23 protein-coding genes are annotated in these 22,134 nt (G+C 45.1%); 16 read left to right on the top strand and 7 right to left on the bottom strand.

The genetic code is table 11. The features are described 5' to 3' along the window. The first annotated feature begins 51 nt into the window (after positions 1 to 51). Together ACTG2B_RS03385 and ACTG2B_RS03380 are read left to right on the top strand one after the other, a co-directional pair. Complete coding sequence (locus ACTG2B_RS03385) at positions 52 to 1,554, top strand: sensor domain-containing diguanylate cyclase (protein ID WP_439995207.1); 1,503 nt, start codon at positions 52 to 54, stop codon at positions 1,552 to 1,554. Between the two features lie 138 nt (positions 1,555 to 1,692). Next, positions 1,693 to 2,445 (top strand): hypothetical protein, encoded by a 753-nt coding sequence (locus ACTG2B_RS03380; RefSeq protein WP_439995206.1) that lies wholly within the window; start codon positions 1,693 to 1,695, stop codon positions 2,443 to 2,445. A gap of 241 nt (positions 2,446 to 2,686) precedes the next feature. On the opposite strand, the gene ACTG2B_RS03375 is transcribed toward ACTG2B_RS03380, so the two are convergent. The 3 genes from ACTG2B_RS03375 to ACTG2B_RS03365 form a co-directional block, all read right to left on the bottom strand. Next, complete coding sequence (locus tag ACTG2B_RS03375; RefSeq protein WP_420897913.1) at positions 2,687 to 2,908, bottom strand: YodC family protein; 222 nt, start codon at positions 2,906 to 2,908, stop codon at positions 2,687 to 2,689. A 483-nt stretch (positions 2,909 to 3,391) separates the two neighbouring features. Beyond that, a complete protein-coding gene (locus tag ACTG2B_RS03370; protein WP_323894295.1) occupies positions 3,392 to 3,649 on the bottom strand; it encodes a hypothetical protein in 258 nt (85 codons plus the stop codon). An 89-nt stretch (positions 3,650 to 3,738) separates the two neighbouring features. Then, the gene (locus ACTG2B_RS03365) at positions 3,739 to 3,954 is read right to left on the bottom strand and encodes a YodC family protein (protein WP_139731785.1); all 216 of its coding nucleotides are present in this window, start codon (positions 3,952 to 3,954) and stop codon (positions 3,739 to 3,741) included. Positions 3,955 to 4,430: 476 nt separating this feature from the next. Between ACTG2B_RS03365 and ACTG2B_RS03360 the strand changes: the two genes are divergently transcribed. Together ACTG2B_RS03360 and ACTG2B_RS03355 are read left to right on the top strand one after the other, a co-directional pair. Continuing rightward, positions 4,431 to 5,396 carry a sensor domain-containing diguanylate cyclase gene (locus tag ACTG2B_RS03360; RefSeq protein ID WP_236324619.1) on the top strand — a complete coding sequence of 322 codons (966 nt, stop codon included), beginning with the start codon at positions 4,431 to 4,433 and terminating at the stop codon, positions 5,394 to 5,396. 603 nt (positions 5,397 to 5,999) lie between these two features. Beyond that, entirely contained in the window at positions 6,000 to 6,734 is a 735-nt protein-coding gene (locus ACTG2B_RS03355) for a response regulator (RefSeq protein ID WP_139734350.1), read from the top strand. Between the two features lie 70 nt (positions 6,735 to 6,804). Here ACTG2B_RS03355 and ACTG2B_RS03350 read toward each other — a convergent pair whose 3' ends face one another. Next, positions 6,805 to 7,200, bottom strand: coding sequence for a DUF2541 family protein (locus ACTG2B_RS03350; protein WP_439995205.1), 396 nt, complete (start codon positions 7,198 to 7,200; stop codon positions 6,805 to 6,807). A 1,054-nt stretch (positions 7,201 to 8,254) separates the two neighbouring features. Here ACTG2B_RS03350 and ACTG2B_RS03345 point away from each other — a divergent pair. From ACTG2B_RS03345 to ACTG2B_RS03290, 12 genes are all read left to right on the top strand, one after another. Continuing rightward, a complete protein-coding gene (locus ACTG2B_RS03345) occupies positions 8,255 to 9,886 on the top strand; it encodes a methyl-accepting chemotaxis protein (protein WP_439995204.1) in 1,632 nt (543 codons plus the stop codon). A gap of 128 nt (positions 9,887 to 10,014) precedes the next feature. Then, positions 10,015 to 10,380 carry a response regulator gene (locus ACTG2B_RS03340; RefSeq protein WP_439995203.1) on the top strand — a complete coding sequence of 122 codons (366 nt, stop codon included), beginning with the start codon at positions 10,015 to 10,017 and terminating at the stop codon, positions 10,378 to 10,380. A gap of 10 nt (positions 10,381 to 10,390) precedes the next feature. After that, positions 10,391 to 10,708 carry an anti-anti-sigma factor gene (locus ACTG2B_RS03335; RefSeq protein ID WP_139731791.1) on the top strand — a complete coding sequence of 106 codons (318 nt, stop codon included), beginning with the start codon at positions 10,391 to 10,393 and terminating at the stop codon, positions 10,706 to 10,708. Beyond that, entirely contained in the window at positions 10,695 to 12,815 is a 2,121-nt protein-coding gene (locus ACTG2B_RS03330) for a chemotaxis protein CheA (RefSeq protein ID WP_439995202.1), read from the top strand. The genes ACTG2B_RS03335 and ACTG2B_RS03330 overlap by 14 nt, the downstream gene beginning before the upstream one ends. Before the next feature lie 45 nt (positions 12,816 to 12,860). Further along, positions 12,861 to 14,534 carry a methyl-accepting chemotaxis protein gene (locus ACTG2B_RS03325; RefSeq protein WP_439995201.1) on the top strand — a complete coding sequence of 558 codons (1,674 nt, stop codon included), beginning with the start codon at positions 12,861 to 12,863 and terminating at the stop codon, positions 14,532 to 14,534. Further along, positions 14,512 to 15,048: a chemotaxis protein CheW gene (locus ACTG2B_RS03320; protein WP_005361908.1), complete on the top strand. Its 537-nt coding sequence runs from the start codon at positions 14,512 to 14,514 to the stop codon at positions 15,046 to 15,048. The genes ACTG2B_RS03325 and ACTG2B_RS03320 overlap by 23 nt, the downstream gene beginning before the upstream one ends. Then, positions 15,045 to 15,908, top strand: coding sequence for a CheR family methyltransferase (locus tag ACTG2B_RS03315; protein WP_439995200.1), 864 nt, complete (start codon positions 15,045 to 15,047; stop codon positions 15,906 to 15,908). Before ACTG2B_RS03320 ends, ACTG2B_RS03315 begins: the two co-directional genes overlap by 4 nt. Beyond that, the gene (locus tag ACTG2B_RS03310) at positions 15,905 to 16,981 is read left to right on the top strand and encodes a protein-glutamate methylesterase/protein-glutamine glutaminase (RefSeq protein ID WP_439995199.1); all 1,077 of its coding nucleotides are present in this window, start codon (positions 15,905 to 15,907) and stop codon (positions 16,979 to 16,981) included. Before ACTG2B_RS03315 ends, ACTG2B_RS03310 begins: the two co-directional genes overlap by 4 nt. 11 nt (positions 16,982 to 16,992) lie before the next feature. Next, positions 16,993 to 17,541 carry a response regulator gene (locus tag ACTG2B_RS03305; RefSeq protein WP_439995198.1) on the top strand — a complete coding sequence of 183 codons (549 nt, stop codon included), beginning with the start codon at positions 16,993 to 16,995 and terminating at the stop codon, positions 17,539 to 17,541. A gap of 55 nt (positions 17,542 to 17,596) precedes the next feature. Continuing rightward, a protein-coding gene (locus tag ACTG2B_RS03300) for an IS3 family transposase (RefSeq protein ID WP_439995197.1) occupies positions 17,597 to 18,759 on the top strand; the annotation gives its coding sequence in 2 pieces (ribosomal slippage) (positions 17,597 to 17,852 and positions 17,852 to 18,759; 1,164 coding nt in all). Between the two features lie 18 nt (positions 18,760 to 18,777). Beyond that, positions 18,778 to 19,455, top strand: a complete 678-nt coding sequence (locus tag ACTG2B_RS03295; protein WP_439995196.1) for an EAL domain-containing protein — start codon at positions 18,778 to 18,780, stop codon at positions 19,453 to 19,455. An 81-nt stretch (positions 19,456 to 19,536) separates the two neighbouring features. Next, the gene (locus tag ACTG2B_RS03290; RefSeq protein ID WP_439995195.1) at positions 19,537 to 19,686 is read left to right on the top strand and encodes a DUF3135 domain-containing protein; all 150 of its coding nucleotides are present in this window, start codon (positions 19,537 to 19,539) and stop codon (positions 19,684 to 19,686) included. A 432-nt stretch (positions 19,687 to 20,118) separates the two neighbouring features. Here ACTG2B_RS03290 and ACTG2B_RS03285 read toward each other — a convergent pair whose 3' ends face one another. From ACTG2B_RS03285 to ACTG2B_RS03275, 3 genes are read right to left on the bottom strand one after another with little or no spacing between them, the layout of a single operon-like run. Then, the gene (locus ACTG2B_RS03285) at positions 20,119 to 20,541 is read right to left on the bottom strand and encodes an ExbD/TolR family protein (RefSeq protein ID WP_439995194.1); all 423 of its coding nucleotides are present in this window, start codon (positions 20,539 to 20,541) and stop codon (positions 20,119 to 20,121) included. Continuing rightward, entirely contained in the window at positions 20,541 to 21,293 is a 753-nt protein-coding gene (locus tag ACTG2B_RS03280) for a MotA/TolQ/ExbB proton channel family protein (RefSeq protein WP_439995193.1), read from the bottom strand. The genes ACTG2B_RS03285 and ACTG2B_RS03280 overlap by 1 nt, the downstream gene beginning before the upstream one ends. A gap of 2 nt (positions 21,294 to 21,295) precedes the next feature. Then, positions 21,296 to 22,027, bottom strand: a complete 732-nt coding sequence (locus ACTG2B_RS03275; protein ID WP_439995192.1) for an energy transducer TonB — start codon at positions 22,025 to 22,027, stop codon at positions 21,296 to 21,298. Positions 22,028 to 22,134 lie beyond the last annotated feature (107 nt).

Below are 22,134 nucleotides of genomic sequence, written 5' to 3'. Positions count from 1 at the left end.
TATCTATCTTGAGAGTACTACATTGGTCTATATGAATAGAGGGAGAGCATGGTGAAAGCACCTCAATCACACTTGAATTATTTATTTTTTAAAATTTCGTTGTTGATAACATCGCTAATTTTAATACTCGCAGCCTATATGGCTGTGGTGAATTACAAGCTCGTTGTTGGATTACATTTGGCTAACTATCGACAAATGCTATCAGCACTAGATAAATCTTACTTAAAAAAGTTAATAAATTCCAATAGAGTACAATTAGAGGTGATTTCTGAGAGCCTAGATTTGGATGCATTGAGAAGTGGGAAGTCAGCAATAAATCAAATCTGGTCAATCGTACATCGCGTTAAAATGCCAAGCAAGCACACAATCTATTACTACAATTTAAATTCAAAAAAGATTGATAGCTATCCATTAAAAATAGCTACAGATTGCTTTCATCCTCAGCATCGTCCTTGGTCTGATCTTCTTGACTTGAATAAAGATGAACCATCTTGGGTTGGCCCATATCCAAAAAAAGATAATAACTCAGTACTGATTCTTGGGAAAAAAATAATTGACACAACTGGTGAATTACTAGGTTTATTAATGATTGATGTCTCATTAGAGTCACTAGATATAGTTCTCAGCCACTCCCTTGGTGACCTTAATGCGTCTTTGTACTTAGAACATAAGGTATCCCAAGATATACTTTCAATGATTAACCCTCAGATATATTACGAAAATGATCCATTGACAATAACCGATAGACCTTTCTTAGCTAAAATTTGGAATGGTTATCTAATGTCACATCCATTGTCAGACTCTGAATGGCAATTGGGCCTTTATTTACCGCCAAGTTATTTTGTAAACTTGCTCAAGACAGAAACTAGTAAAGTTCTTTTTCCAACGACAGCGATTGCATTGTTTGCTGGATTTGGAATTATGCTGTTAATGCGTATATTCAAGTATGAACAAACATTAATATCAGAGCGAATTAATCAGATTGACAATAATGTGTCAGAAGTAATATCTAACAACAAGTATATTTACTCTTGGTTTGTCGGAAAAAATCTAAATGAGATAGAAGTACTTGAAAAAAAATATCATACCCACCAAAAGGAACTACGATTAGATCCCCTGACCGGAGTATTCAATCGTAGAGCATTCAACCAAGACCTTGAAGCATTGGATATCTCTGTATCTGAATATACATTGATACTTATAGACCTTGATGATTTTAAAAAAATAAATGATAGCTATGGCCATCAGCTCGGAGATCTAGTTTTATGTCGAGTAGTTGATACTTTAGTATCAGTTCTCGGTCTAGAACATGTCTACAGAATTGGAGGGGATGAGTTTGCTGCAATTATATCTGTAGATTCCGATATCCTTCCCAAACTCTTAGCTCGGCTTCAAACTCAAATATGTAAACTGAAATGGCGAGAGAAAAACTGTAAAGTCACTCTCAGTATTGGTGTAGCAAAAGGTCAGCGTGATTACATAGAGACTATCTCTCTGGCAGATGCTGCTCTATATCGTAGTAAGAGAAAAGGCCGTAATTGTTGGAGTTACTAATACTTAAATGTCATTTGCAGTTACTTATTTAATTAACCTGTTGTAAATATAAGAGGTTTGAATTCATGCTAATAAAAATTACTACCGAGCTGTGTTTGAGCTACACTTGTAATGTGAAATGAAATTCATAGGGCTATTATGTACGTCTATAAACTGAAAATACATTTTTTTGCATTAATGTTTACTTTGATATTCATCAATATGCCATTAAGTGCTAAAGAGATTGTGTTGGTTAGTTCAGAAGATACATTTAAGTCTAAGTATGGGTGTTGGTTATATAGTATATATAATGAGGCTTTTTCTAGGTTAGGCTATAGCTTTTCCTATCGTGGTGTGCCTGGTGGTAGAGCACCAAAATTAGCTGAAAGTGGCCGAGTAGATGGCGAAATACATAGACCATTTGAATATCAAAAACAAACAACAAATCTTATAAGAGTTAATGAACCCCATTTTCAAGTGACGCTAGAGGCGTATGTTGTTAATCACTCGTTAACTTTTAATTCATGGGATGATTTAAATAAAAGGGAGTTAAGGATTGAGTTTAGGAGAGGTTCAAAACGAGCTGAAAATATGTTGCTGAGCATGATTGATAATTCTCAGTTAACAGATGTAACCACTACTGAACAGGGATTGAAAAAATTATTAAAAGGACGTACCGATGTTTTTATTGAGCAGGATCTCGTGTTTGAGAAAAATATAAAAGAACTACTTAAAACTTCTGATGAATACGCTAAGATTCGTTCAGCTGGAAAAGTTGATATACTTGATGGATATGCTTATCTTAATATCAATCATATAGATATAGCTGAGAAATTAGCTGAAACAATTAAAGAGATGAAGCGAGAAAGATTGATCAACGAATATAAACAAAACTATTGCTACCACGACTAACATGTTTAGTGTACAGATCTAGATATCACCTGACAGACTTCTGGAATCGATATCTTATTTCTGTTGTTATGGCTTAACTTCCTTAGCTTTAACCCCATATTTCTGTTTTATTGTTCCATGAACCATTCCAGTCAGACCTATTCAGGCTAGTGTTTAAAGCGAGAGGTACACAATCTCCTGCTTTTGTGGCGTAACGCAGCGACATATGTCTTTTGTATCAACCACACAAGCCATTTTATCGCTAGATGGTGTTCACATTTAGATACAAAATTGCCTGAAGCATTCGGGTGTTAGCATCTATTGCCTCACAAGAAGTAAGGCATTCGCTGAAATACTCTTCCTCTTGCAATTCTCGTCCATCAAACCAACAGCATGCAATCTTTCCGTTTTGAAGCACTTTAGTGACAACCATGCATGGCCCCTCATTTCTTAGCTGAACTGAGTCCGCAATCTGGAAAGGCATAATCCCTCCTTTTTTGAGGTCGATTGCTTTAGTATTTTATGAGTATTCGATACTGCCGCTTGCAGACCAAGCCACAATTGATTAAAAACCCTTTGTCGTCCCTTTGTCGTCCCTTTGATTCATCTTGATATGAGTGTTCTATCAACAGTATGGAAGTGCTTGAACTTGTGCGCTATTCTAGTATTGACAGAATGACTTTGGATTCGCTGTGAGTGTGTTCACTGATCTGTAGTGACCTCTTCCATATTCTGTTCGTAGTTCCTATTTCCTACCTAGTGATTCTTTGTCGGCCCTGTTGTATGGGCCTTTTTTCTCTGACTGATGAGGATCGCGCTATCACCTCTCTTTTCTTCTTAGCTTTTGCTCCAGTAGAAGATTGCGATCTGCCGTTCAGACCTCTCTACATAGATGATTGTAAGGATCTTTATGCAGTGCCTGTCGAATCACACACAAGTAGATTCATCATCCTCGACCTTCCCAGGGCTATTCAGATAGCGGTTGATTCCCTGCCGGAAGCCATAGGCATATACCAAGAACGGTCATAAACAGACTATCACTACGCAAAGAGACCACATCACCTACTATAAAATCTCCAACCCTTGGGTCAAACTCTTCGACCGGAACTGGCAATGAAGAAAGCACATGAAATGGCAGTTTCTTTTCATAGCGCAAAGGACTCTTGTCATAATAAAACCAGACGCAAGTGGCTTGATCCCTTGAAGAAACCTCGTTGACCGTCATGCTAGAGCTACCATAGCTGACCAGGATAAAAGTGAAATTAGCCACTCATGCGAGCATCTCCGCAATACCGACAACTAGCTATATCGGCGTTAAATCTGATTGAGGTTCAAAATAGCGTGAAGTGTTCGGTCATTTATACTTACAGCTTCACAGCGCGTTAGCGATTCATTGGGAAACGTCATTTCCTGAAGTTCTTTCCCATCAAACCAACAGCATGCCATATTTCCATCATGAAGCACGCCAGTGACAATCATGCATGGCCCCCCATTTCTCAATTGAACAGAGTCACCTATCTTAAGATGCATACTCACTCCTTGGTTGATATTTTTGCTTCATATGAGTATTGAATGCTGTTGCTGGCAAACCAACCCCTTACTGAAAAAAATTTCTTTGTAAGAGATGACGCCCCTCCACTGTGACTGGTATGAGCATGGTTGTCTGGGATTTCCCCTGCATCACTCGGATTACTGGGCGGGGAGGGGGTCGTTCAATAGAGATGCATACCAGAGCAGACGGTATGCCAGCGGGCAGTGGTTTTAGGAGCTGTATCACCCCAGTAAGGATGAATCTTGATTGCACGATTAGTAGGTAAGAAACAGCATGGTAAGAGCTGTATCCAAAGTCCATATTCCATTGAAAATATTGAAAAATATAGCGTACTGGCCACCATATACTCGTAAGGCGAAAATCAGTCTTTTGTAAGACTAAATTCAACTATCTTGTATCCAACAGAGTGCCATACTAGTCTAGTAACCGACTAAGTTTGGACAAAGGCCGCAGGATGCAACCTGATCATGTAACACCTGATACCCATTTTCTTCGCTTAGATGCGTTGCGCCGTCTTCAAGCTCTTGATTCCCCTACAGAAGAACGTTTCATTCGTATTACAAGAATGGCCCGTAACATGTTTGACGTGCCTATTGCCCTAATATCTTTCGAAGATAATGAAGATGGTTGGGCCAAGCCTTGTTATGGTCTTAATATTCATGAACCACTTCCTAATATTTCCTTTTGCAAAAAAGGATTCCTCAAAGAAAACATGCTTGTTATTGAAGATACGACTAAAGACCCTCTTTATGCTAATAACCCAATGGTTATAGGAGAACCATATATTCGGTTTTATGCTGGTCATTCATTGGTTATAACTAATGGATTACATATTGGATCATTATGTATTATAGACCGTAAGCCAAGGACTTTTGATGAGAAATATAGAATTTTATTTAATGACTTAGCTCAAACTGTAGAAAGTGAGTTGCGAGCTATTCAAATGGCTACAATAGATGAATTGACTGGAATCACGAACAGGCGCGGTTTTATTCTTCTAGCAGACAGATATCTACAACATTCTTTTAGAGCAAAGAGATGTCTTTCATTATTATTTATAGATTTAAATAATTTTAAATCTATAAATGATAGGTTTGGTCATGATGTTGGTGATGATGCTCTATGCCAAGCTGCTAGCCTAATAAATATGATATTCAGAAATGCGGATATTTGCGCGCGATTAGGTGGTGATGAGTACGTGGTTTTACTGCCTGAAACTGACTGTGAAAATTTTAAGAGTATCAATGATAGAGTGACTCAAACATTCAATGAGTTTAACCAATATAGTGGTAAGGCTTATACCCTTTCATGCTCTATAGGTATAGTCGGGTATGATGCAACAACCCCACCAGATCTAAATTTATTACTTCGCCAGGCAGATGAAGCAATGTATCGTAGTAAAGAGGGAACTTCGAGATAATTAATTCACCCACAACTCTATTACATTATTCCTTCTGATCAATACCTTGCAGTTGCCACCTCATGTTTGATGCTCCGGTATAATAACACTATATTCTTAAGCTGAACTGAAACGCTCGATGCATCAAAGCTGATGGGATATGGCTTAGCTGTATTCTTTGAGTGCACATTTGGATCATCAATCAGCGTGCTTTGTTTATTGTTAGATATAACTGATTATCGTTAGACCTCTTAAAATCAAGTGATGGAACCCACTTTTTTCATCTAATGACTTCATACTTAACCATGAGCAAATTAGTTTATGCGTGTGATTTATCTATGACTTACTTTCGGAATGAATGCTGCTCTGTCACTTATTGCGTCCATGGCTGTTGTAATTTGTGCGCCCATACTATTGTTCCCTTCGCTTAGCTCTACACAAATTTTATCGCGGTAGAATAAAATTAAATGTGTAAAAAATAGCATGATGCCACCTAAACAATAGTTTTATGACAAAAACTGATTCCTATTTCAAAAGAGCACATATCATTAAGTTCTATGAGTTCCCATAGAGTATCAATCGTGTTAATGTTGTAAACTAATTGACTGGTTAGTGTGATGTAAAATGGATAGATCTATACTAAAAATCAATGTGGATACATCTACAATACTCTTAATCGATGGTCACCCATTGTTAAGGTATGGTATCAAGCAATTATTATGTTCAGATCCCTCCTTTGCGGTAATAGCAGAGGCGAGCAATGGTCGTGATGGCTTACGATTAGCTGAAGAATACACTCCAGATTTGATTATATTAGATTTGAAATTGCAACTACTCAATGGGATTGATATTCTTAAGCAACTTAGAACAAAAAAAACAAACAGCAAAGTCATTGTTTTTTCGCATTCTGATTCAGTGGAAGATATCACAGAGAGTATGCAGATCGGAGTAGATGGATACTTATTAAAAAGCATTGAACCAGAGCATCTGTTACACGCTATTCAATTGATACGTTCGGGCACTAGAGTTATTAGCCCTAGTGTTTCTTATCTCTATAGAAAAAGCCTGAGGACAAGAGGCTACATAGAGCAAAATAATACAGGCATCCAGAGATTAAGTCATCGTGAGATTGATGTCGTGAGACTGATAGCTCATGGCAATTCTAATAAAATCATATCAAGGAAGTTATTTATTACCGAGGGAACGGTTAAGATTCATGTGAAGAATATATTGAGGAAATTAGGAATGAAATCAAGAATAGAAGTAGCGTTAATGATAAGGGATGAAAACATAACTAGTCTGAGTTCAAATAATGAAGCCCTCTTTGAGGAAGGGTTGAGTAGTCTTAAATACGAGTAAAAATATTGGTTGTTTTAAAGGAGTTCTTATCTCTAAATGAACTCCTTTATAGTATTAAATTACATTTACTTTAATTGCGACCAAACACTTTTATACCACCAGTGCTACGGTCTGAGCTGCCATAAACTTTAATCGAGTCTACACAACGTTCAGAACCCAAAGAGCGCCACTCAGTTTCCTTATCCTCACGGATCTCTCGATTGAAGTTAATGGTTCGCTTGCCACCATTTCCGTAAGTTACAACAACGCGTTTAATCTTAACGTCACGCTCAGCTTTAATCTTTATTGCATCTGTCATACGACATGCTGGAACAGGTATTGTAGCTACACGCCCACCGTCCAATAACACTGTGCGCCCAAGCGTAAACTGTCCGCCAGCATTTGCAGTAGTGGCTACAATCAGCAATGCACTACCAAGCAGAGCTCGACTAGATATATGGCGACTTAATATTGATTTCAGAAACATAATCCCTCCAATTAAACTGAGAACACCATAAGGTTGCCAACCATAACAGGGCCTGAATGAACAATAAATACAAAGTTAAAACTTAATTATACTTACATTTTTTTATCACGAGTAACACTGAAACTTAAAATTCATATTTGTCACTTTTCTCATTTTGATTTTATTGCCTATTAGTCTAGGCCTCCTTTATAGGATGCATAGGAACTGTCTGACCAGCAGGGAAGGGTGATGTAAGGAGAGCCCCTCCTACAGCACGTTGAAAAGGGTTTTAAATTGATATCATAGAACTGGTGCACGAAAGTAGCGTAAAAAACTCCAGTTTAGCTTTTATTTAAAATGTTTCATTTTGGCCACTTGAAAAACTCTGAAAACTGTCCATTTACTAATTATGAGAACAAAATACTTTTTAAACATTCCGCTGCTTCGCAGCGAAGATAAACCAGGTTTAGTTTAAGCAATCCCTTCTGTTTATCGAACCTGTCGTGTTTTACTGGACGATTGAAACAATATAACCTTACATATCAAAACACTTGATAACTAAAAGCAAAAGCTATTAATTAATGCCACATCACTGGGTCATAAAGGTAAATGCCATTTACTCAGCAGCAATGCACACCAATAAACAAAAGCCAATATTAATAGGTAGCTAAAACATATGAAAAATCAGCGAGTGAAGATATTGTGCCGTGGGTAAATTTGCGATTTAAATACTATGTTTAGAATGGATTCAATTTAAAGATTATAGAAGCCCATTCAAGTATAGAACATGCAGCCATGTTATGCAAACCGACCAATAAATTTAAGTTATAACTATTTTAATCCCTACCAGATGCATCGCCTATACTGCAAGCGTGGTCACGAAATACCTTATCTCCACATCGTGACACAAAGCCTTATATTGGGCGTCCTTACAATTTCAAGCGGCTGCTCGTCAGCCGCTTTTTTTGTTGTAAATTAATCATTTTTGATTTTCATCTGACGCTCTTGCTATCAGCAATTCTATTGCCTACACATTTATCCTGTAAGGAAGTCATTCACCATTGAGGTAAACACCATGGATTGGTTAAGAACGATATCAATAAAGCTTCGCTTGAGCCTCTTGCTTGCCGCGTTGCTTGCAACCATGTTTGGTATGGGATTGAGCCAAAAGCAGTCTGCTAGCACGATCAATGACATGCTCAACAATATGTATCTCAATCAACTCGTTCCTATCACCGATGTGGCAAATGCAAACATGCAGGCTATCTACCATCATCGCGAATTATTCAACTACGTTATCGAAGCTAAACAGTCAGAAATGAACCGAATTACGGGTGTCATGGATAAATATGAAACCCAGATGATGGCATTACTCAATAAGTATCGTGCCACTGAGCTGACTCCTGATGAAACTCGTTTACTGGCTGACTTTGACCGCCAATGGCCTCCCTATCAAGCTGCGGCAAAGAAAGTGATGGAAGCGTCTTATCGTAGTGATAACGATACTGCCATGCGGCTTATGAAAACTGAGGCTACACCTGCCTTTCAATTAGCAGATGATACACTTTCAGCGATTGTGAACAGGAACGTCGAATTGGGGAAAAAAGCCTATGACGATAGCGATGTCGTAGTCGCTCAATTGGGTCAGGAGTTCGTGATAACCATGGGGCTGGTTCTGGTTATCGCTGCCATTGCAGGCTTATTAATCATACGTAGTATCCTTGCACCATTGGATCAAACAGTTACCGACCTTTCTCACATTGCCAAGGGTAATCTGGTGGATACGGTTCCGCCCTCTGGTAATGATGAGCTCACCAATCTGCAACACTCCATGGCGACAACGCGCAAGTCCCTTAAAGAAACAATTAACACCGTTTTGCATATTTCCGAAGAGCTTGGATCATCGGCAGCTCAGCTATCCAGTGCCGCGCAGCAAGTGATGACCAGTTCGGAAATGCAAGCCCAGGCAACGGCTAGTTCAGCTGCATCAATTGAAGAAATGTCTACCTCGATAGCCCAACTTTCTCATTCGGCTAACAGTGCAAATGAGCAAGCCATGAACTCAGGAAAATTGGCACAGCAAGGCGAGCATCAAGTTGAGGACGTTTCTCGGGAAGTGCGGGCCGTGACCGATGCGATAAATCAATCTACCGCGCAAATTCGTCAACTGGCTGATGATGTTACCAAAGTAGGTCAAATCACCGTCATGATTAAAGGAGTGGCAGACCAAACCAACCTGCTGGCGCTTAACGCCGCCATTGAAGCGGCCCGAGCTGGTGATATGGGGCGTGGTTTTGCCGTGGTAGCTGATGAAGTGCGCCAATTGGCGGAGAGAACAACCAAAGCAACTCAAGAAATCGATAGCATGATAAGTGGCGTGCAAACCACGGCCATGGAAACAGTCAACTCCATGGACAAATATGTGCAGAGTATCGAAAACGTTCGCCTTAATACGGCCCAAGCAAGTGATTTGATGGCTAAGGTTGACCAAAGCTCCCAAGCGGTGGTTGGGCTGATGGGAGAGATCAACGTGATGTTGCATGAACAATCCTCAGCAAGCCAACTGATTGCCCAGTCTGTTGAAGAGGTGAACAACATGTCACAGGAGAACGTCTCGGCTTCGGAATGTGTCAATGGTGAAGCTGTACACCTGACCCAAGTTGTAGGGGAGCTCAAGAAGAGTGTCTCTATCTTTAAATTAAGTTGACCTCTTTGGTCACAAAATATCTCTATTGAACTCTCGAAAAACGCCTGCCAGGGAAGGCTGTGGGATGGTGACAGCACATGCTTATCACCATCCCAGCTTGGGTGAGGGCAAGACGGACAGGGTGGTCTATGAAGTCTATTTTGGTGGTAGATGATGCGAGCAGCATCCGCTTTGCCCTCAATGCATTGCTTACTGAGGCGGGTTTTAACGTAGTTGAGGCGGAAGATGGCCAAGATGCGTTGATTCAACTGTCGCAGCATCGCTTTCATTTGATTATCTCTGATCTCAATATGCCCATCATGGATGGTTTGACCTTTCTGCGTGAGGTGAAATCTCATCCCGGATTCCGTTATATCCCGTTCATCATGCTCACTACAGAAAACGCGCCAGAGCTACGTCAGCAAGGTGCTGAGGCTGGTGCGAAGGTGTGGCTGACCAAACCGTTCGAGCCACAATCACTGCTCGATAATCTTGCCAAGGTTATTCAGCCATAAGGGGGGCGTGATGGGCATCACTATCGATAGCACCGGATCCAAGCCTCGCGCCGTTATTGAAGGGGAGCTCAGTATCATGACGGTTGCACAGGAGCAAGATAGTCTCCTGGGTTTACTCAATTACCCCTCGGTTGTTGTGACTCTTGATACCATCACCTTGCTCGATGGGTGTGGCGCACAACTGCTGAGCTTGTTGCAACAAGAAGCTACTTCACTGGGCAAATCGATGACGTTTGTCCTCGCCCCTGACAGTCTTGCAGCAGAGACATTTCGTGGTATGGGATTGTGGGCACAGCTAACAATCGAGGGCTGCGATGGACATCAATAAAGCGCGGATGCTCTTTTTTGAAGAGGCCTACGAGCAGTGTGACAACCTTGAACAAGCGTTGCTGGATAGGGTGGGTCACCCCTTGGGCGCTGACACCTATAACCAGATGTTCCGCACCGCGCACACCATTAAAGGCTCTGCTAGTATGCTTGGCTTGGAGCTGCTGGTTCGCTTTACCCATAGCATGGAGAATATCCTGGCGCGCTTGCGCAGTGGTGAGCTTGATCTTGATGACGCCCTAATTCAGCTTTTGCTCCGCTGTAACGACCAACTGCGCGATTTGCTGCAAAGCGCCGAGCACAATCCTGAACTCAAGCAAGTTGAAACCCAGCAAATCTTGGCGTTGATGTCTCAAATGCAAGGCTTTCAGAGCTTGCCGTCAATGACCATACCCGCCCCTCCCGTGATAGCAGATGAAAAACCAGGTATTACAACATCTGAGCGCTGGCATCTGTCGGTTCGCTTTTATCCTGATTTGTTCCGTGATGGTTTCGATGTATTGGCGTTGCTTAAATATCTGGGTAATCAGGGCGAGATCCATTACATCATGCCTGTGTGGCGTCCCAGGCCTCCTTTACAACTGCTGGATAGCACGGATTGCTTCCTGGGGTACGAGATTGTCATTGAGAGTTGCTGTGGCGCAGAAAAATTGCGCAGTGCTTTCGATTTTGTTGCCACGCAAAGCATCATTGTGTTGCTACCAGTACATGGAGACCTCTCCCTATATCGAGATGCTGCACCCACGTTGTGTGCATGGCTAGGGGAAGAGGTTGGTACACAGTATGCAAGGTGGGAGCAGGCTGGCTCACTCACAGCAGCTGATATTCAGGTATTGCTTCAGCCTGCCCTTATAGAGCCCACTCCACCTGCAACAACCTCACTAGCAACTGACACTCCTGAACCTGTAAACGCCTCGCGTAAAAGCCTCATTCGCAGTGACAGTCATTACATTCGCATCGATGCAGCCAAGCTTGACCAATTGATCAATCGAGTGGGGGAGTTGGTGATTGCCGCGTCTGCTACAACGTTACAAGCCCATCAGGCTGGTAATGTTGAGATGATTGAATCTGTGGCAGTGGTCAATGGATTGGTCGAGGGGATCCGTGATGATGCATTGACACTTCGGATGGTGCCTATCCATGAAATCTTCAATCGCTTCCCTCGTGTAGTGCATGAGTTGTCCCTACAAACCGGAAAATCGGTCACCCTCAATATTCAAAATGCAGACACCGATATTGACAAGTCCATGGTGGAAAAACTCACCGACCCGTTACTGCATCTGGTTCGCAATGCAATTGACCATGGCATCGAAAAGCCCTCGGTGCGCCAAGACAAGGGAAAGCCAGAACAGGGGCGCATCACACTGAATGCTTACCATGATGCCGGAGCAGTAGTAGTTGAGGTGAGTGACGATGGGGATGGTATATCTCGCGAAAAAGTATTGGCCAAGGCACAGCAAGCCGGATTGGTGAGTGATATCAAGGTGATGAGTGACAGCGATGTTTACCAGTTGCTCTTTGCTCCAGGATTTTCCACCAACAGCGAAGTGAACGAACTGTCAGGACGCGGAGTCGGGCTCGATGTTGTACGTAGAAACCTAGATGCTCTACGTGGTGATGTTACTGTGGAAAGTAATCCTGGCCAGGGCACTACGTTTAGGCTCCGTTTGCCATTGACGCTCGCCATCATTGATGGATTTCGGGTCGAGGTAGCTGACACATCATTCGTCATCCCATTGGAAATGATGACCGAGTGCTTGGAGCTACCAGATAGCGAAGAAGAGCTGACCGTACAACAACTGTATTTACGAGGAGAGTGGCTGCCTTACGTGCATTTGCGTGCTTTGTTTGGCCTTCCTCCTGCTCAAGGTTCTGAATTTGTGGTGGTGGTTCATCATGGTGAACGCAGAGCTGGCTTGGTCGTTGACCACCTGATTGGCGAATTGCAAACCGTGCTTAAACCGCTGGGAGAATTTTCGCCCCCTGCGGGGTATCAGTGGCTCCACCATTCTGGGCAATGGCCATCCGGCCTTGATTTTGGATATCCCACAACTGTTGGCACAAGTCACCATGTGGGAGCAACAGCGGATACTGCACACTCTCAATGAGGGAGATTTATCCGCACCCTGCCGTCACGCTGAAGGAATATAACCATGGACTGGTTTCATCGCCTACAAGTCAGAACAAAGCTAGCTGTGTCATTCGCTACTTTATTGTTGTTGCTGATAACACTAGCGGTAACCAGCTATGTGTCGATCAAAACTATGGCGGAATTAGTCGAGAATATGCATGCCAATCAACTGGTGCCTATTCGTGATCTGGCTAACGCCAACATGCAAGCGATTTACCATAATCGAGCTCTCTATCGCTATATCGGTGAGATGGATCTTCAAGTTCGTCAGCAAACCCTAGACAACATGGCCAAATATGAAAACAAAATGAACGAGTTGATAGATCGCTATCGCAATACCTACCTGACCCCTCCGGAGAAAGACGCGCTCGCTCGTTTTGATAAATCATGGCCTGATTACAAGCGCTATGCCGATGAGATTGTGAGTATTGCCCGCTCTGATACAGGGGATGATGTAAACAACAAACGTGCAGGGGCCTTGATGAGTGAAAAAGGCAGGCCAGCGTTCAACGTCTCTGATGATCTTTTAACTGAGCTCGTCAATCTTAATGACAAACTTGCCACTGGCTCACTCCAGGATAGCCGTGACATTTATGCCAGTAATATTCGAACCATGCTCATGATTGCGGTGTTTGCGTTCGTGACCTGCGGCATCCTGGCCATTGTTGTGACGCGGAGTATTTTACGTCAGCTGGGTGCGGATCCGTCTTATACCGTACAAGTAGTGGAAAGAGTTGCGAATGGTGATTTGGCAACGGTGATCCAGTTAAAAGAAGGTGATCAAATCAGCTTGCTAAGCACAATCAATGACATGTCGAAGCGGCTGTCTGAAACATTAGGGGAAGTGAGCGCTATAGCTAATGCTATAGGCTCGGCATCTGAACAAGTTGCTGCCACCGCGAATGCCTTATCGCAAACCTCATCGGAACTGGCATCGAGTGTTGAACAGACCAGTGCTTCCGTTGAGGAGATGGCTGCCACCGTGAGTCAGAATGCCGACAACGCCAAGGTCACTGAAGGTATTGCAGTCAAATCAGCAGAGAACGCGACCGCCAGTGGTCGAGCGGTGGGCGATATGGTGCATGCCATGAAAGAGATTGCCTCACGTATCACCGTCATCAATGACATCGCCAACAAGACAGATTTGCTGGCCATCAATGCGGCCATTGAGGCCGCAAGAGCGGGAGAGCATGGCAAAGGGTTCGCTACGGTGGCCGCGGAAGTGCGTAAGCTGGCTGAACGTTCGCAAACAGCAGCCAAAGAGATTGGTGAGCTCGCCAGTCGCTCGGTGGGAGTTGCTGAACAGGCGGGCACCTTGCTACGCGAAATGCTGCCAGGCATTGACCAAACAGCAACTCTTGTTCAGGAAATCGCAGCCGCGTCTCGCGAGCAACGCGCCAGCATAGGGCAAATTAACGTTGCAGTGATGCAGATCAGCGAAGGAATGCAATCCTCTGCGGCCTCAGCTGAAGAGCTGAGCTCAACATCTGAAGAACTCAGCTCAACAGCTTTGCAACTGCAAGAGCTGATGCGTCAATTCATGCTCCGCGACTCAACCAAAGCTAATGCGGCCCGTCAATTGACCAGAACTGTTTTGCACCACCCGATGACACCAACCAAGAAAGTACCGTTTGGTTCGCTCCATGCACATGATGCTTTGCAGGAGGGGGATGATGGCAAATTCAGCAACTACTGAGCTTGTACAAAGCGACGTATTTCATTGTGTAACCTTCATGTTGGGTGGAGAGTGCTATGGCATCGATATCACCCATATGCGAGAAATCATCGAGTATGAAGGGATGACGGCGGTGCCGATGATGCCCACGTTTGTTCGTGGGATCATCAATCTGCGTGGTGCGGTTGTCCCAGTGATTGATTTACAAGTGCGCTTTGGCCAAGGCATGACAGCCCTGCAATCCACTACAGGTATTGCCATTTTGTCATTACCCACCTCGCTTGATTTCTACCAAGAGGTGGGGGTCTTGCTTGACGCTGTATGTGATGTGCTGGAATTACGGCGTGATGCCATCGAACCACCGCCCCATTTTGGTGTTGCACTGAGAAGCGATTTTATTGCCGGCATTGTCACCGTTAATGATCAGTTTGTTGTACTGCTGGATGTAACTAGAGCGTTGTCTTTTGCCGAGCTGAGTGCCTTGGTCGAAAGCAAGATGGCTAGTCATCATCTTGAGTTCAAGGGCTCAGAATGAATGACGGGAAACAGAAATTTTGCGAGCAAGGGCCGCAGTTGAGCATGAGAGAATTTGCGCTATTTAAAACATTTTTGCTCACACAAGCGGGGATTCATTTAGCTGACAGCAAGCGAGCGTTGGTTCAGTCCCGTCTGGCAAAGCGCTTGCGTGAACTTAACCTGGGTAGCTTTCAAGCTTATTGGCAACGGCTGTCTCACCCAGATGAAGAGCTGGAACGGCAATGCGCAATTAATTTACTGTCTACCAACGAGACGTATTTCTTTAGAGAAGAAGCACATTTCGAGTGGCTACGTAGCTACATTCAAGCGCAAGACCGTCCTCCCAAAGTATGGTCTGCCGCATGCTCCAGTGGTGAAGAGCCATACACGATAGCGATGATTTTCGCTGAGCAATTCGGCCTGGGTTCTCCTTGGCTGGTATGGGGCACCGATATCAACACCAATGTCATTGCTCATGCTCGTAAAGGGATATATTCCCTTGAACGAGTGCAGCGCGTCCCTCCTCATCTGTGGTTGCGTTACTTACAGCGTGGACATGAAGAGTTTCACGGTTTTGTGCGTGTTAATCCTGTGCTTGCAAAGCATGTAGCGCTCTCGCAACTCAATCTATTAGACGTATCCCAGTTTGGGGAGCTGGCATTAGATGTCATTTTTTTACGGAATGTGCTGATTTATTTCAACACAACAACAAAGCATCAAGTGTTAAGCCAGGTATGTCAGCGCCTCAAGCCTGGTGGCTATTTATTGGTGGGGCACTCAGAAATGATCCGCGATGCAGAGCTCCCATTAGTGCAGGAAGCGCCTTCACGCTATCGGCGGATTGACCGTGATCCGGTACATTTTAAAGAGGCCATATGACTATCAAAGTGATGGTAATTGACGATTCTGCATTAGTACGTGAGATGCTGACCCAATGCCTTGCTAAGGCACCTGACATTGACGTAATTGCCACGGCTCTGGATCCGCTATACGCCATCTCGCAGATGAAGCTGCGTTGGCCTGATGTGATCATTCTGGATATTGAGATGCCCCGCATGGATGGTTTGACATTCTTGCGAAAAATCATGAGTGAGCGCCCAACTCCTGTGATTATCTGCTCATCCCTTGCAACCAAAGGAGCCGCTGTAACCCTGGAGGCGCTCTCGTTGGGGGCGGTATCCATCATCACTAAGCCGACGCTTAATGTGAAAGATTTCCTTAGCTCCTCGACACAAGACATCATTCAAGAAATTCGGGCCGCCGCACAAGCCAAGCTTGCCAATATCCTCCCTTCAACCACCAACACTGCAACCAATCTTGGCGAGCGTGCGTTACACAGTGCAGATGTGATGATATCGGCCCCCACCTCTCGTTCAAACTACCAAACCACTGACAGGGTGATTGCGCTGGGCACTTCAACGGGGGGAACCCAAGCACTGGAGTTTTTATTAACCCGTTTACCCGCCACCTTGCCAGGTATTGCAATCGTTCAGCATATGCCAGAGATGTTTACTGCTGCTTTTGCGCAGCGACTAAACGGTGTTTCGCGGCTGGAGGTCAAAGAGGCCAAAACAGGGGATAGGTTGGTTCGTGGGACGGCTTTGATTGCACCTGGCGGTAAACATCTTCTGGTGCAGCGCAGTGGCGCTCAATACTACGCTGAAGTGAAAGACGGGCCGCTAGTATCTCGCCATAAGCCCTCAGTGGATGTGCTATTTCGTTCTGTAGCAGTGAATGCGGGACGCAATGCCATCGGTGTCATCATGACCGGAATGGGGGATGACGGTGCTAGAGGTATGCGCGAGCTGCACGACACTGGGGCGAAAACTGTTGCTCAGGATGAAGCGAGCTGCGTGGTCTTTGGAATGCCCAAAGAAGCGATTGCTCATGGTGGTGTTGATGAAGTGATGTCGTTACAGCATATCAGCCAATACCTGGCTGCGCTGGTATAGAGGGTTACACCATGTCACTGGACAAATGGAAGGGACGCTCGGCGTTGGTGGTAGATGACTCGCGATTACAGCGATATGAAGTCACCTGCCTGCTCCAGGAGCTGGGGTTTGAGTCGGTGTACGGTGCAGAAGACGGACGCGATGCGCTAGCGCAGTTGCAACAGCTCAACCAGATAGACCTGGTACTCACAGATCTGAACATGCCTGGGATGGATGGTGTTGAACTCATCGCTCAGCTGGAAAAAATAGTGAGTAGCCCGTTGTTTGTTGCTGTTATGAGTGCGGCAGACCGTGATGTCCTTGACGTAATCCACATGATCGCTGATGCCAGTCCATTGGAGGTGATTGCTATATTAGAAAAGCCAGTTACCAAGGATGGATTGTCAGCGATGTTATTACAATCTAATCCCGACATGCACAAACACCAGCGAGCCAAGCATACCTTGGAGTTCAGTGAGGGGGACGTCAGGCAGGCCTTGGCAAAAGGGGAATTGGTGCCATTTCTTCAGCCTAAAGTGATCATGAGGGATGGCCACTTATTTGGATTTGTAGTGGTCTAATCATCCCGGACATCATTTTAGGTGGTACAGTCGCCACCATGACCTGAGGTGTTCAATGACAAGATTACGTCGCTCATTTACTGCCGAATTCAAACTCGAAGCCGCATCCCTGGTGCTCGACCAGGGATATTCAGTCCCCGAAGCCAGCCGTTCACTGGATGTCGGTGAAACCGTACTGCGCCGCTGGGTTCAGCAGCTCCAATCCGAACGCTGCGGCACAACCCCAATCAGCAAAGCGCTAACTCCTGAGCAGCAGAAAATCCAGGAGCTGGAAGCCCGTATCAATCGACTCGAAAGTGAAAAGGACATTCTAAAAAAGGCTACTGCTCTCTTGATGGCGGACGACTTCACACGTACGCGCTGATAGACCGATTAAGGGAGCAAGCCCCCATCACCCTGGTCTGCTGCGCTTTCGATGTTCCAACATCCTGTTTTTACGACTATCTGGCTCGCAGGCGGGCGATTAACCGTGAACGTATGCAACCGCGCTGTGAGCTGCGCCGTTTGTTCAAAGCGAGCCGGAACTCAGCGGGCAGCCGTGCCTTGATGTCGATGATGCGGGAGTTGGGGTATCAGATTGGCCGATTCAAAGTACGTAACCTGATGAAGGAAGCCGAGTTGGTATCCAAACAGCCGGGCGCACACCGTTATAAGGTGGCACGGTCTGAACGACCGGACATTCCCAATCTGCTGGCCCGCGAATTTGATGTCCAGCAACCCAATCAGGTGTGGTGTGGCGATATTACCTACGTCTGGGCAGGTTGTCGTTGGCATTACCTGGCAGCGGTGCTTGACCTGTACACCCGACGGGTCGTGGGCTGGGCGATGTCTGACAAACCTGATGCAGAATTGGCAATCAAAGCACTGGAGATGGCCTATCAGCAGCGGGGTTGCCCATCCGGTGTGCTATTTCACTCTGACCAGGGCAGCCAATATGGTAGCCGAGCATTTCGGCAACGACTGTGGCGCTATCGCATGACCCAGAGTATGAGTCGGCGTGGCAACTGCTGGGATAATGCCCCGATGGAACGGTTGTTCAGAAGCCTGAAGTCAGAGTGGCTCCCGGCAACGGGATATATGAGCTTGCGAGAGGCGAAGCGGGATATCAGTTACTACCTGATGGATTACTACAACTGGCGGCGTCCACATCACCACAATGACGGGATACCGCCAGCAAAAGCCGAGGTTCGGCCTAACCCAGTGTCCGGATTTAGTTGACCACTACAATTTGAAGCGTTGGTACGCTGGTTGCATCCCGAACATGGCACCTTACCTCCAGTGAGTTTCGTGCATCACCTTGAGCAAGGGGAATTAGCATTACAATTTTTCTACGATTTTTTGAAAGCAAGTTGTGATGCCTTGTGCCGCCTTGATGCATTAGCCCCCTCGCTAACATGTTCTATTAATATGCCTGTTTCCTTGTTATTGTCGGATAAACTGGTCGATAACATGGTTGAGATCGTAGAGAGTACGGGGCTTGTTTGTAGCAAAATAATAATTGAAGTGACTGAAACCACTTTCATGTCAAATCTATCCGCCTCTCTAGGTACGCTAGCTCGCCTTAGATTACGGGGCTTTGGTATAGCAATGGATGACTATGGCACAGGCTATTCATCTATGCAGCAATTATCACGCTGCCCATTTACAGAGATAAAGATTGATAAGGAGTTTGTGCGGGATGCCTATTTGAGCCAAAAAAAATTGGCCATCCTCACATCCGCAATAGCCATGAGCCAAAAATTAGGTCTAAAAACAGTAGCAGAAGGTGTGGAGAGTGAGCAGGACTGGGTTCAGCTAACCCTACTAGGGTGTGAAATTGCACAGGGATATTATATTAGCAAACCTATACCGATTGACCAAATCCCTACATGGTATGCCAATTGGTGTGGCGGTGGACAATTTTGTGGCGCATAGATTTGCATGAAATGATTTATGCGAAGCATTTTAATATTATATAGACATCGATGCCCCAACAGTCTGGGCAAGGAGAAACAAATGTCATTACCTGACTTTGAAGCATTAAAAGCAATGGCTGAACGTGGAGATGGTGAGCTTGAAAAGTTGCTTCAAGCGGAGATAGAAAATATTTTACAGGGTATGTCTCAAGAGCGAAAACGGAAATTGCTGGGGTGGCAATTTCATTGACTGTCAAAAAGAACTATCCCAAAACCCAGAGGATTACTATGTTCGCTTGAGCAAAATGCTGTGTTCATCTTATCAGAAAATGCTCTTTGAACTTGAAGAGATAAAGGCACAAATGGTTTCACTCCCCACATCCACATCCACATCCACATCCACATCCACATCCACATCCACATCTTTATTACATAAGGAATCAGGGGAAGTAGTGCCATTTCAAGGATTGTCACGAGAATGAAATGCAAATCATTTTTTATCTTCAAAAAATGCGCCTCCCCTAATTGCTTATGCCGATTGGGGGAGGGAAAACACAACACAGCAATTTTCTTATCTCTAGCACGAGGCTAACAGTAGCTTCTTTCAGGGCCTTATTTGATGGAAGCGTTCTGCATCCTAAATTTCCATTAATATGATTAGCTGTATTTTTAGTGAAGATTATTATCTGTTCTCTGGCTGGCTGACAAAAGCGATCTTATGTAGACCATGCTGAGATGCTGCGGCCATAACCTTAGCAATGGTGCCATATTCTACCCGTTTATCGATACGAAGCTGAATTTCTGGTAAAGCCTCCGAGGCTTTGCTGATGCTCGCCATATGCGTGAGTAGAGCTGCCTCATCTACCTCTTGTTCGTTCCAGTAAGTTTTACCTTCGCTATCTATGGATATGGTAACTTCCTCCTGCTTAGGCAAGTTGAGTTGGCTGCTTGCTTCTGGCAGTTCTAGTTTGACTGCATTCGTCAGAAGAGGTGCTGTGATCATGAAGACGATAAGCAGTACCAACATCACGTCGATCATCGGAACCATGTTGATTTCGCTGAGGGGTTGCTCATCCTCATCCCCAGGTAGGGAACCAAATGCCATTATTTACCTCCTGCTTTGAGTGCTCGCCGTTCAAAATGGGCAACATTGTTAGTTGTTTGCTCGAAACCTGTCAGCAGCATTGCAAAAAGGTCGTGAGCAAAAGCATCCAACTCCGCCATTCTCAGGCGATTTCGCCGCACGAAAAAATTGTAGATAAGCACAGCTGGTAAGGCGACGGCCAGACCAAAGCCAGTCATGATCAAGGCTTCGCCAACTGGGCCTGCAACCTTATCGAGACTGCTCTGTCCAGAGACGCCAATCGCAAGCAGCGCATGGTAGATACCCCATACGGTGCCAAAGAGTCCAATAAAGGGAGCAGCTGAGCCCACGGAGGCGAGAAAGGCTAGCCCTTGTTCCAACCGTATCTTCTCGTGAAGAATTGCTTGGCGTAGGGCTCGCAGCAGGTACTCGTCAGGAGCACCAAGACGCAGGGTTGGTGTGCTAGCATCTGCCCGTTCTAGCTGACCAAGAGCGACCAACGCAGCATAGGTCAAGCGGCTATATGCATCCTGTGGGGTCTGTTGAGCCAAGTGCTGCTCCATCTGCTGCACACTTTCATATCGCCAGAATTGCTCGATAAACGGTTTACCAAGACGTCGCTCGCGCAAGGCAAGCCATGGCTTAAGAAGAGCCAGGTAACATGTACCAATTGACATCAGCACCAGTAGCACAAATGGCAGCAGGCCAACCCCGTTGTTTTGGGTCAGCAGATGTGCAAGTCCCATACTGTTGTTTGCAATAGTTGGATCCATGGTTAATCCCTTATCTGAAAAATAATTGTGACTCTTGCCCAAGCTTCGACGGCTACATTGTTTTGTTTGCCTGGAATAAAGTGCCAGCGGCTGACTGTTCTGCGTGCTTCCCTATCCAGGAGGCGATAACCACTACTCTTGTCGACCTCTACCGAGCTTGCAGTCCCATCCACAGCGACACGAACCTTGAGGATGACCCGCCCTTCTTCGCCTCGTCTTCTAGATAAGTCTGGGTAAGCTGGTTCTGGGTTGTGCAGACCTAGTGCCCGTGCGATGGGGGGACTATTGCCAGCTAGGGTATGCTGGCTGCTGTGACTTGCTGGCGAATCAGGATTACCGTTGCTTACAGGGAGGCCGCTTTTGGCGACCGAAATGGCTTGCGTGGCAGGGGGTGATTGAAGTGCCCTATCAACGGTAGATGCTGAGGGCTTGGCGGATGTGAAAGCATGGTGCGTATGCTTTCTGACTGTCCTTTTCACAACTTTTTTCTGGGAGGGGTGCGCATTTTTGGCCACTTTTTTAGTGGACGGTGCAGTCATACTTGCCTGCTGTGTTGCAGGTTTTGTGTCGCCAACCCAGCGAGCAGAAAGGGTGATTGGCAATGGTTGAGTGACGGGTACAGGCGTGTTGTGATTGGCCAAACCCAACACAGCAAGGTGCAAACAAAGGGCGATTGCAAGGCAGAACAGTTGGGCTGGCCCCACAGTGCTTGTTCTTAGGTTGAAGGATTCCATCACGGAGTTCCATTCCTGAACGTCATGTCGATGTTCAAATGTAAGTGGTCAGACGCTTAGACCTGCGTCAAAGGTTGGTAGCTTGCCTTACTTACATGGCCGCAAAC

The organism is Aeromonas sp. 30P (assembly GCF_051919805.1).
GTDB classification, from domain to species: domain Bacteria; phylum Pseudomonadota; class Gammaproteobacteria; order Enterobacterales; family Aeromonadaceae; genus Aeromonas; species Aeromonas veronii.
Note: the sequence above shows the minus strand (reverse complement) of the source record. Positions and strands in the feature narration are given on the sequence as shown.

Excerpts from the sequence above, each read along its gene's own strand:
- ACTG2B_RS03380 (WP_439995206.1), top strand. The coding sequence starts at position 1,693 with ATGTACGTCTATAAACTGAAAATACATTTTTTTGCATTAATGTTTACT.
- ACTG2B_RS03375 (WP_420897913.1), bottom strand. The coding sequence starts at position 2,908 with ATGCCTTTCCAGATTGCGGACTCAGTTCAGCTAAGAAATGAGGGGCCA.
- ACTG2B_RS03370 (WP_323894295.1), bottom strand. The coding sequence starts at position 3,649 with ATGACGGTCAACGAGGTTTCTTCAAGGGATCAAGCCACTTGCGTCTGG.
- ACTG2B_RS03365 (WP_139731785.1), bottom strand. The coding sequence starts at position 3,954 with ATGCATCTTAAGATAGGTGACTCTGTTCAATTGAGAAATGGGGGGCCA.
- ACTG2B_RS03360 (WP_236324619.1), top strand. The coding sequence starts at position 4,431 with ATGCAACCTGATCATGTAACACCTGATACCCATTTTCTTCGCTTAGAT.
- ACTG2B_RS03355 (WP_139734350.1), top strand. The coding sequence starts at position 6,000 with ATGGATAGATCTATACTAAAAATCAATGTGGATACATCTACAATACTC.
- ACTG2B_RS03350 (WP_439995205.1), bottom strand. The coding sequence starts at position 7,200 with ATGTTTCTGAAATCAATATTAAGTCGCCATATATCTAGTCGAGCTCTG.
- ACTG2B_RS03345 (WP_439995204.1), top strand. The coding sequence starts at position 8,255 with ATGGATTGGTTAAGAACGATATCAATAAAGCTTCGCTTGAGCCTCTTG.
- ACTG2B_RS03340 (WP_439995203.1), top strand. The coding sequence starts at position 10,015 with ATGAAGTCTATTTTGGTGGTAGATGATGCGAGCAGCATCCGCTTTGCC.
- ACTG2B_RS03335 (WP_139731791.1), top strand. The coding sequence starts at position 10,391 with ATGGGCATCACTATCGATAGCACCGGATCCAAGCCTCGCGCCGTTATT.
- ACTG2B_RS03330 (WP_439995202.1), top strand. The coding sequence starts at position 10,695 with ATGGACATCAATAAAGCGCGGATGCTCTTTTTTGAAGAGGCCTACGAG.
- ACTG2B_RS03325 (WP_439995201.1), top strand. The coding sequence starts at position 12,861 with ATGGACTGGTTTCATCGCCTACAAGTCAGAACAAAGCTAGCTGTGTCA.
- ACTG2B_RS03320 (WP_005361908.1), top strand. The coding sequence starts at position 14,512 with ATGGCAAATTCAGCAACTACTGAGCTTGTACAAAGCGACGTATTTCAT.
- ACTG2B_RS03315 (WP_439995200.1), top strand. The coding sequence starts at position 15,045 with ATGAATGACGGGAAACAGAAATTTTGCGAGCAAGGGCCGCAGTTGAGC.
- ACTG2B_RS03310 (WP_439995199.1), top strand. The coding sequence starts at position 15,905 with ATGACTATCAAAGTGATGGTAATTGACGATTCTGCATTAGTACGTGAG.
- ACTG2B_RS03305 (WP_439995198.1), top strand. The coding sequence starts at position 16,993 with ATGTCACTGGACAAATGGAAGGGACGCTCGGCGTTGGTGGTAGATGAC.
- ACTG2B_RS03290 (WP_439995195.1), top strand. The coding sequence starts at position 19,537 with ATGTCATTACCTGACTTTGAAGCATTAAAAGCAATGGCTGAACGTGGA.
- ACTG2B_RS03285 (WP_439995194.1), bottom strand. The coding sequence starts at position 20,541 with ATGGCATTTGGTTCCCTACCTGGGGATGAGGATGAGCAACCCCTCAGC.
- ACTG2B_RS03280 (WP_439995193.1), bottom strand. The coding sequence starts at position 21,293 with ATGGATCCAACTATTGCAAACAACAGTATGGGACTTGCACATCTGCTG.
- ACTG2B_RS03275 (WP_439995192.1), bottom strand. The coding sequence starts at position 22,027 with ATGGAATCCTTCAACCTAAGAACAAGCACTGTGGGGCCAGCCCAACTG.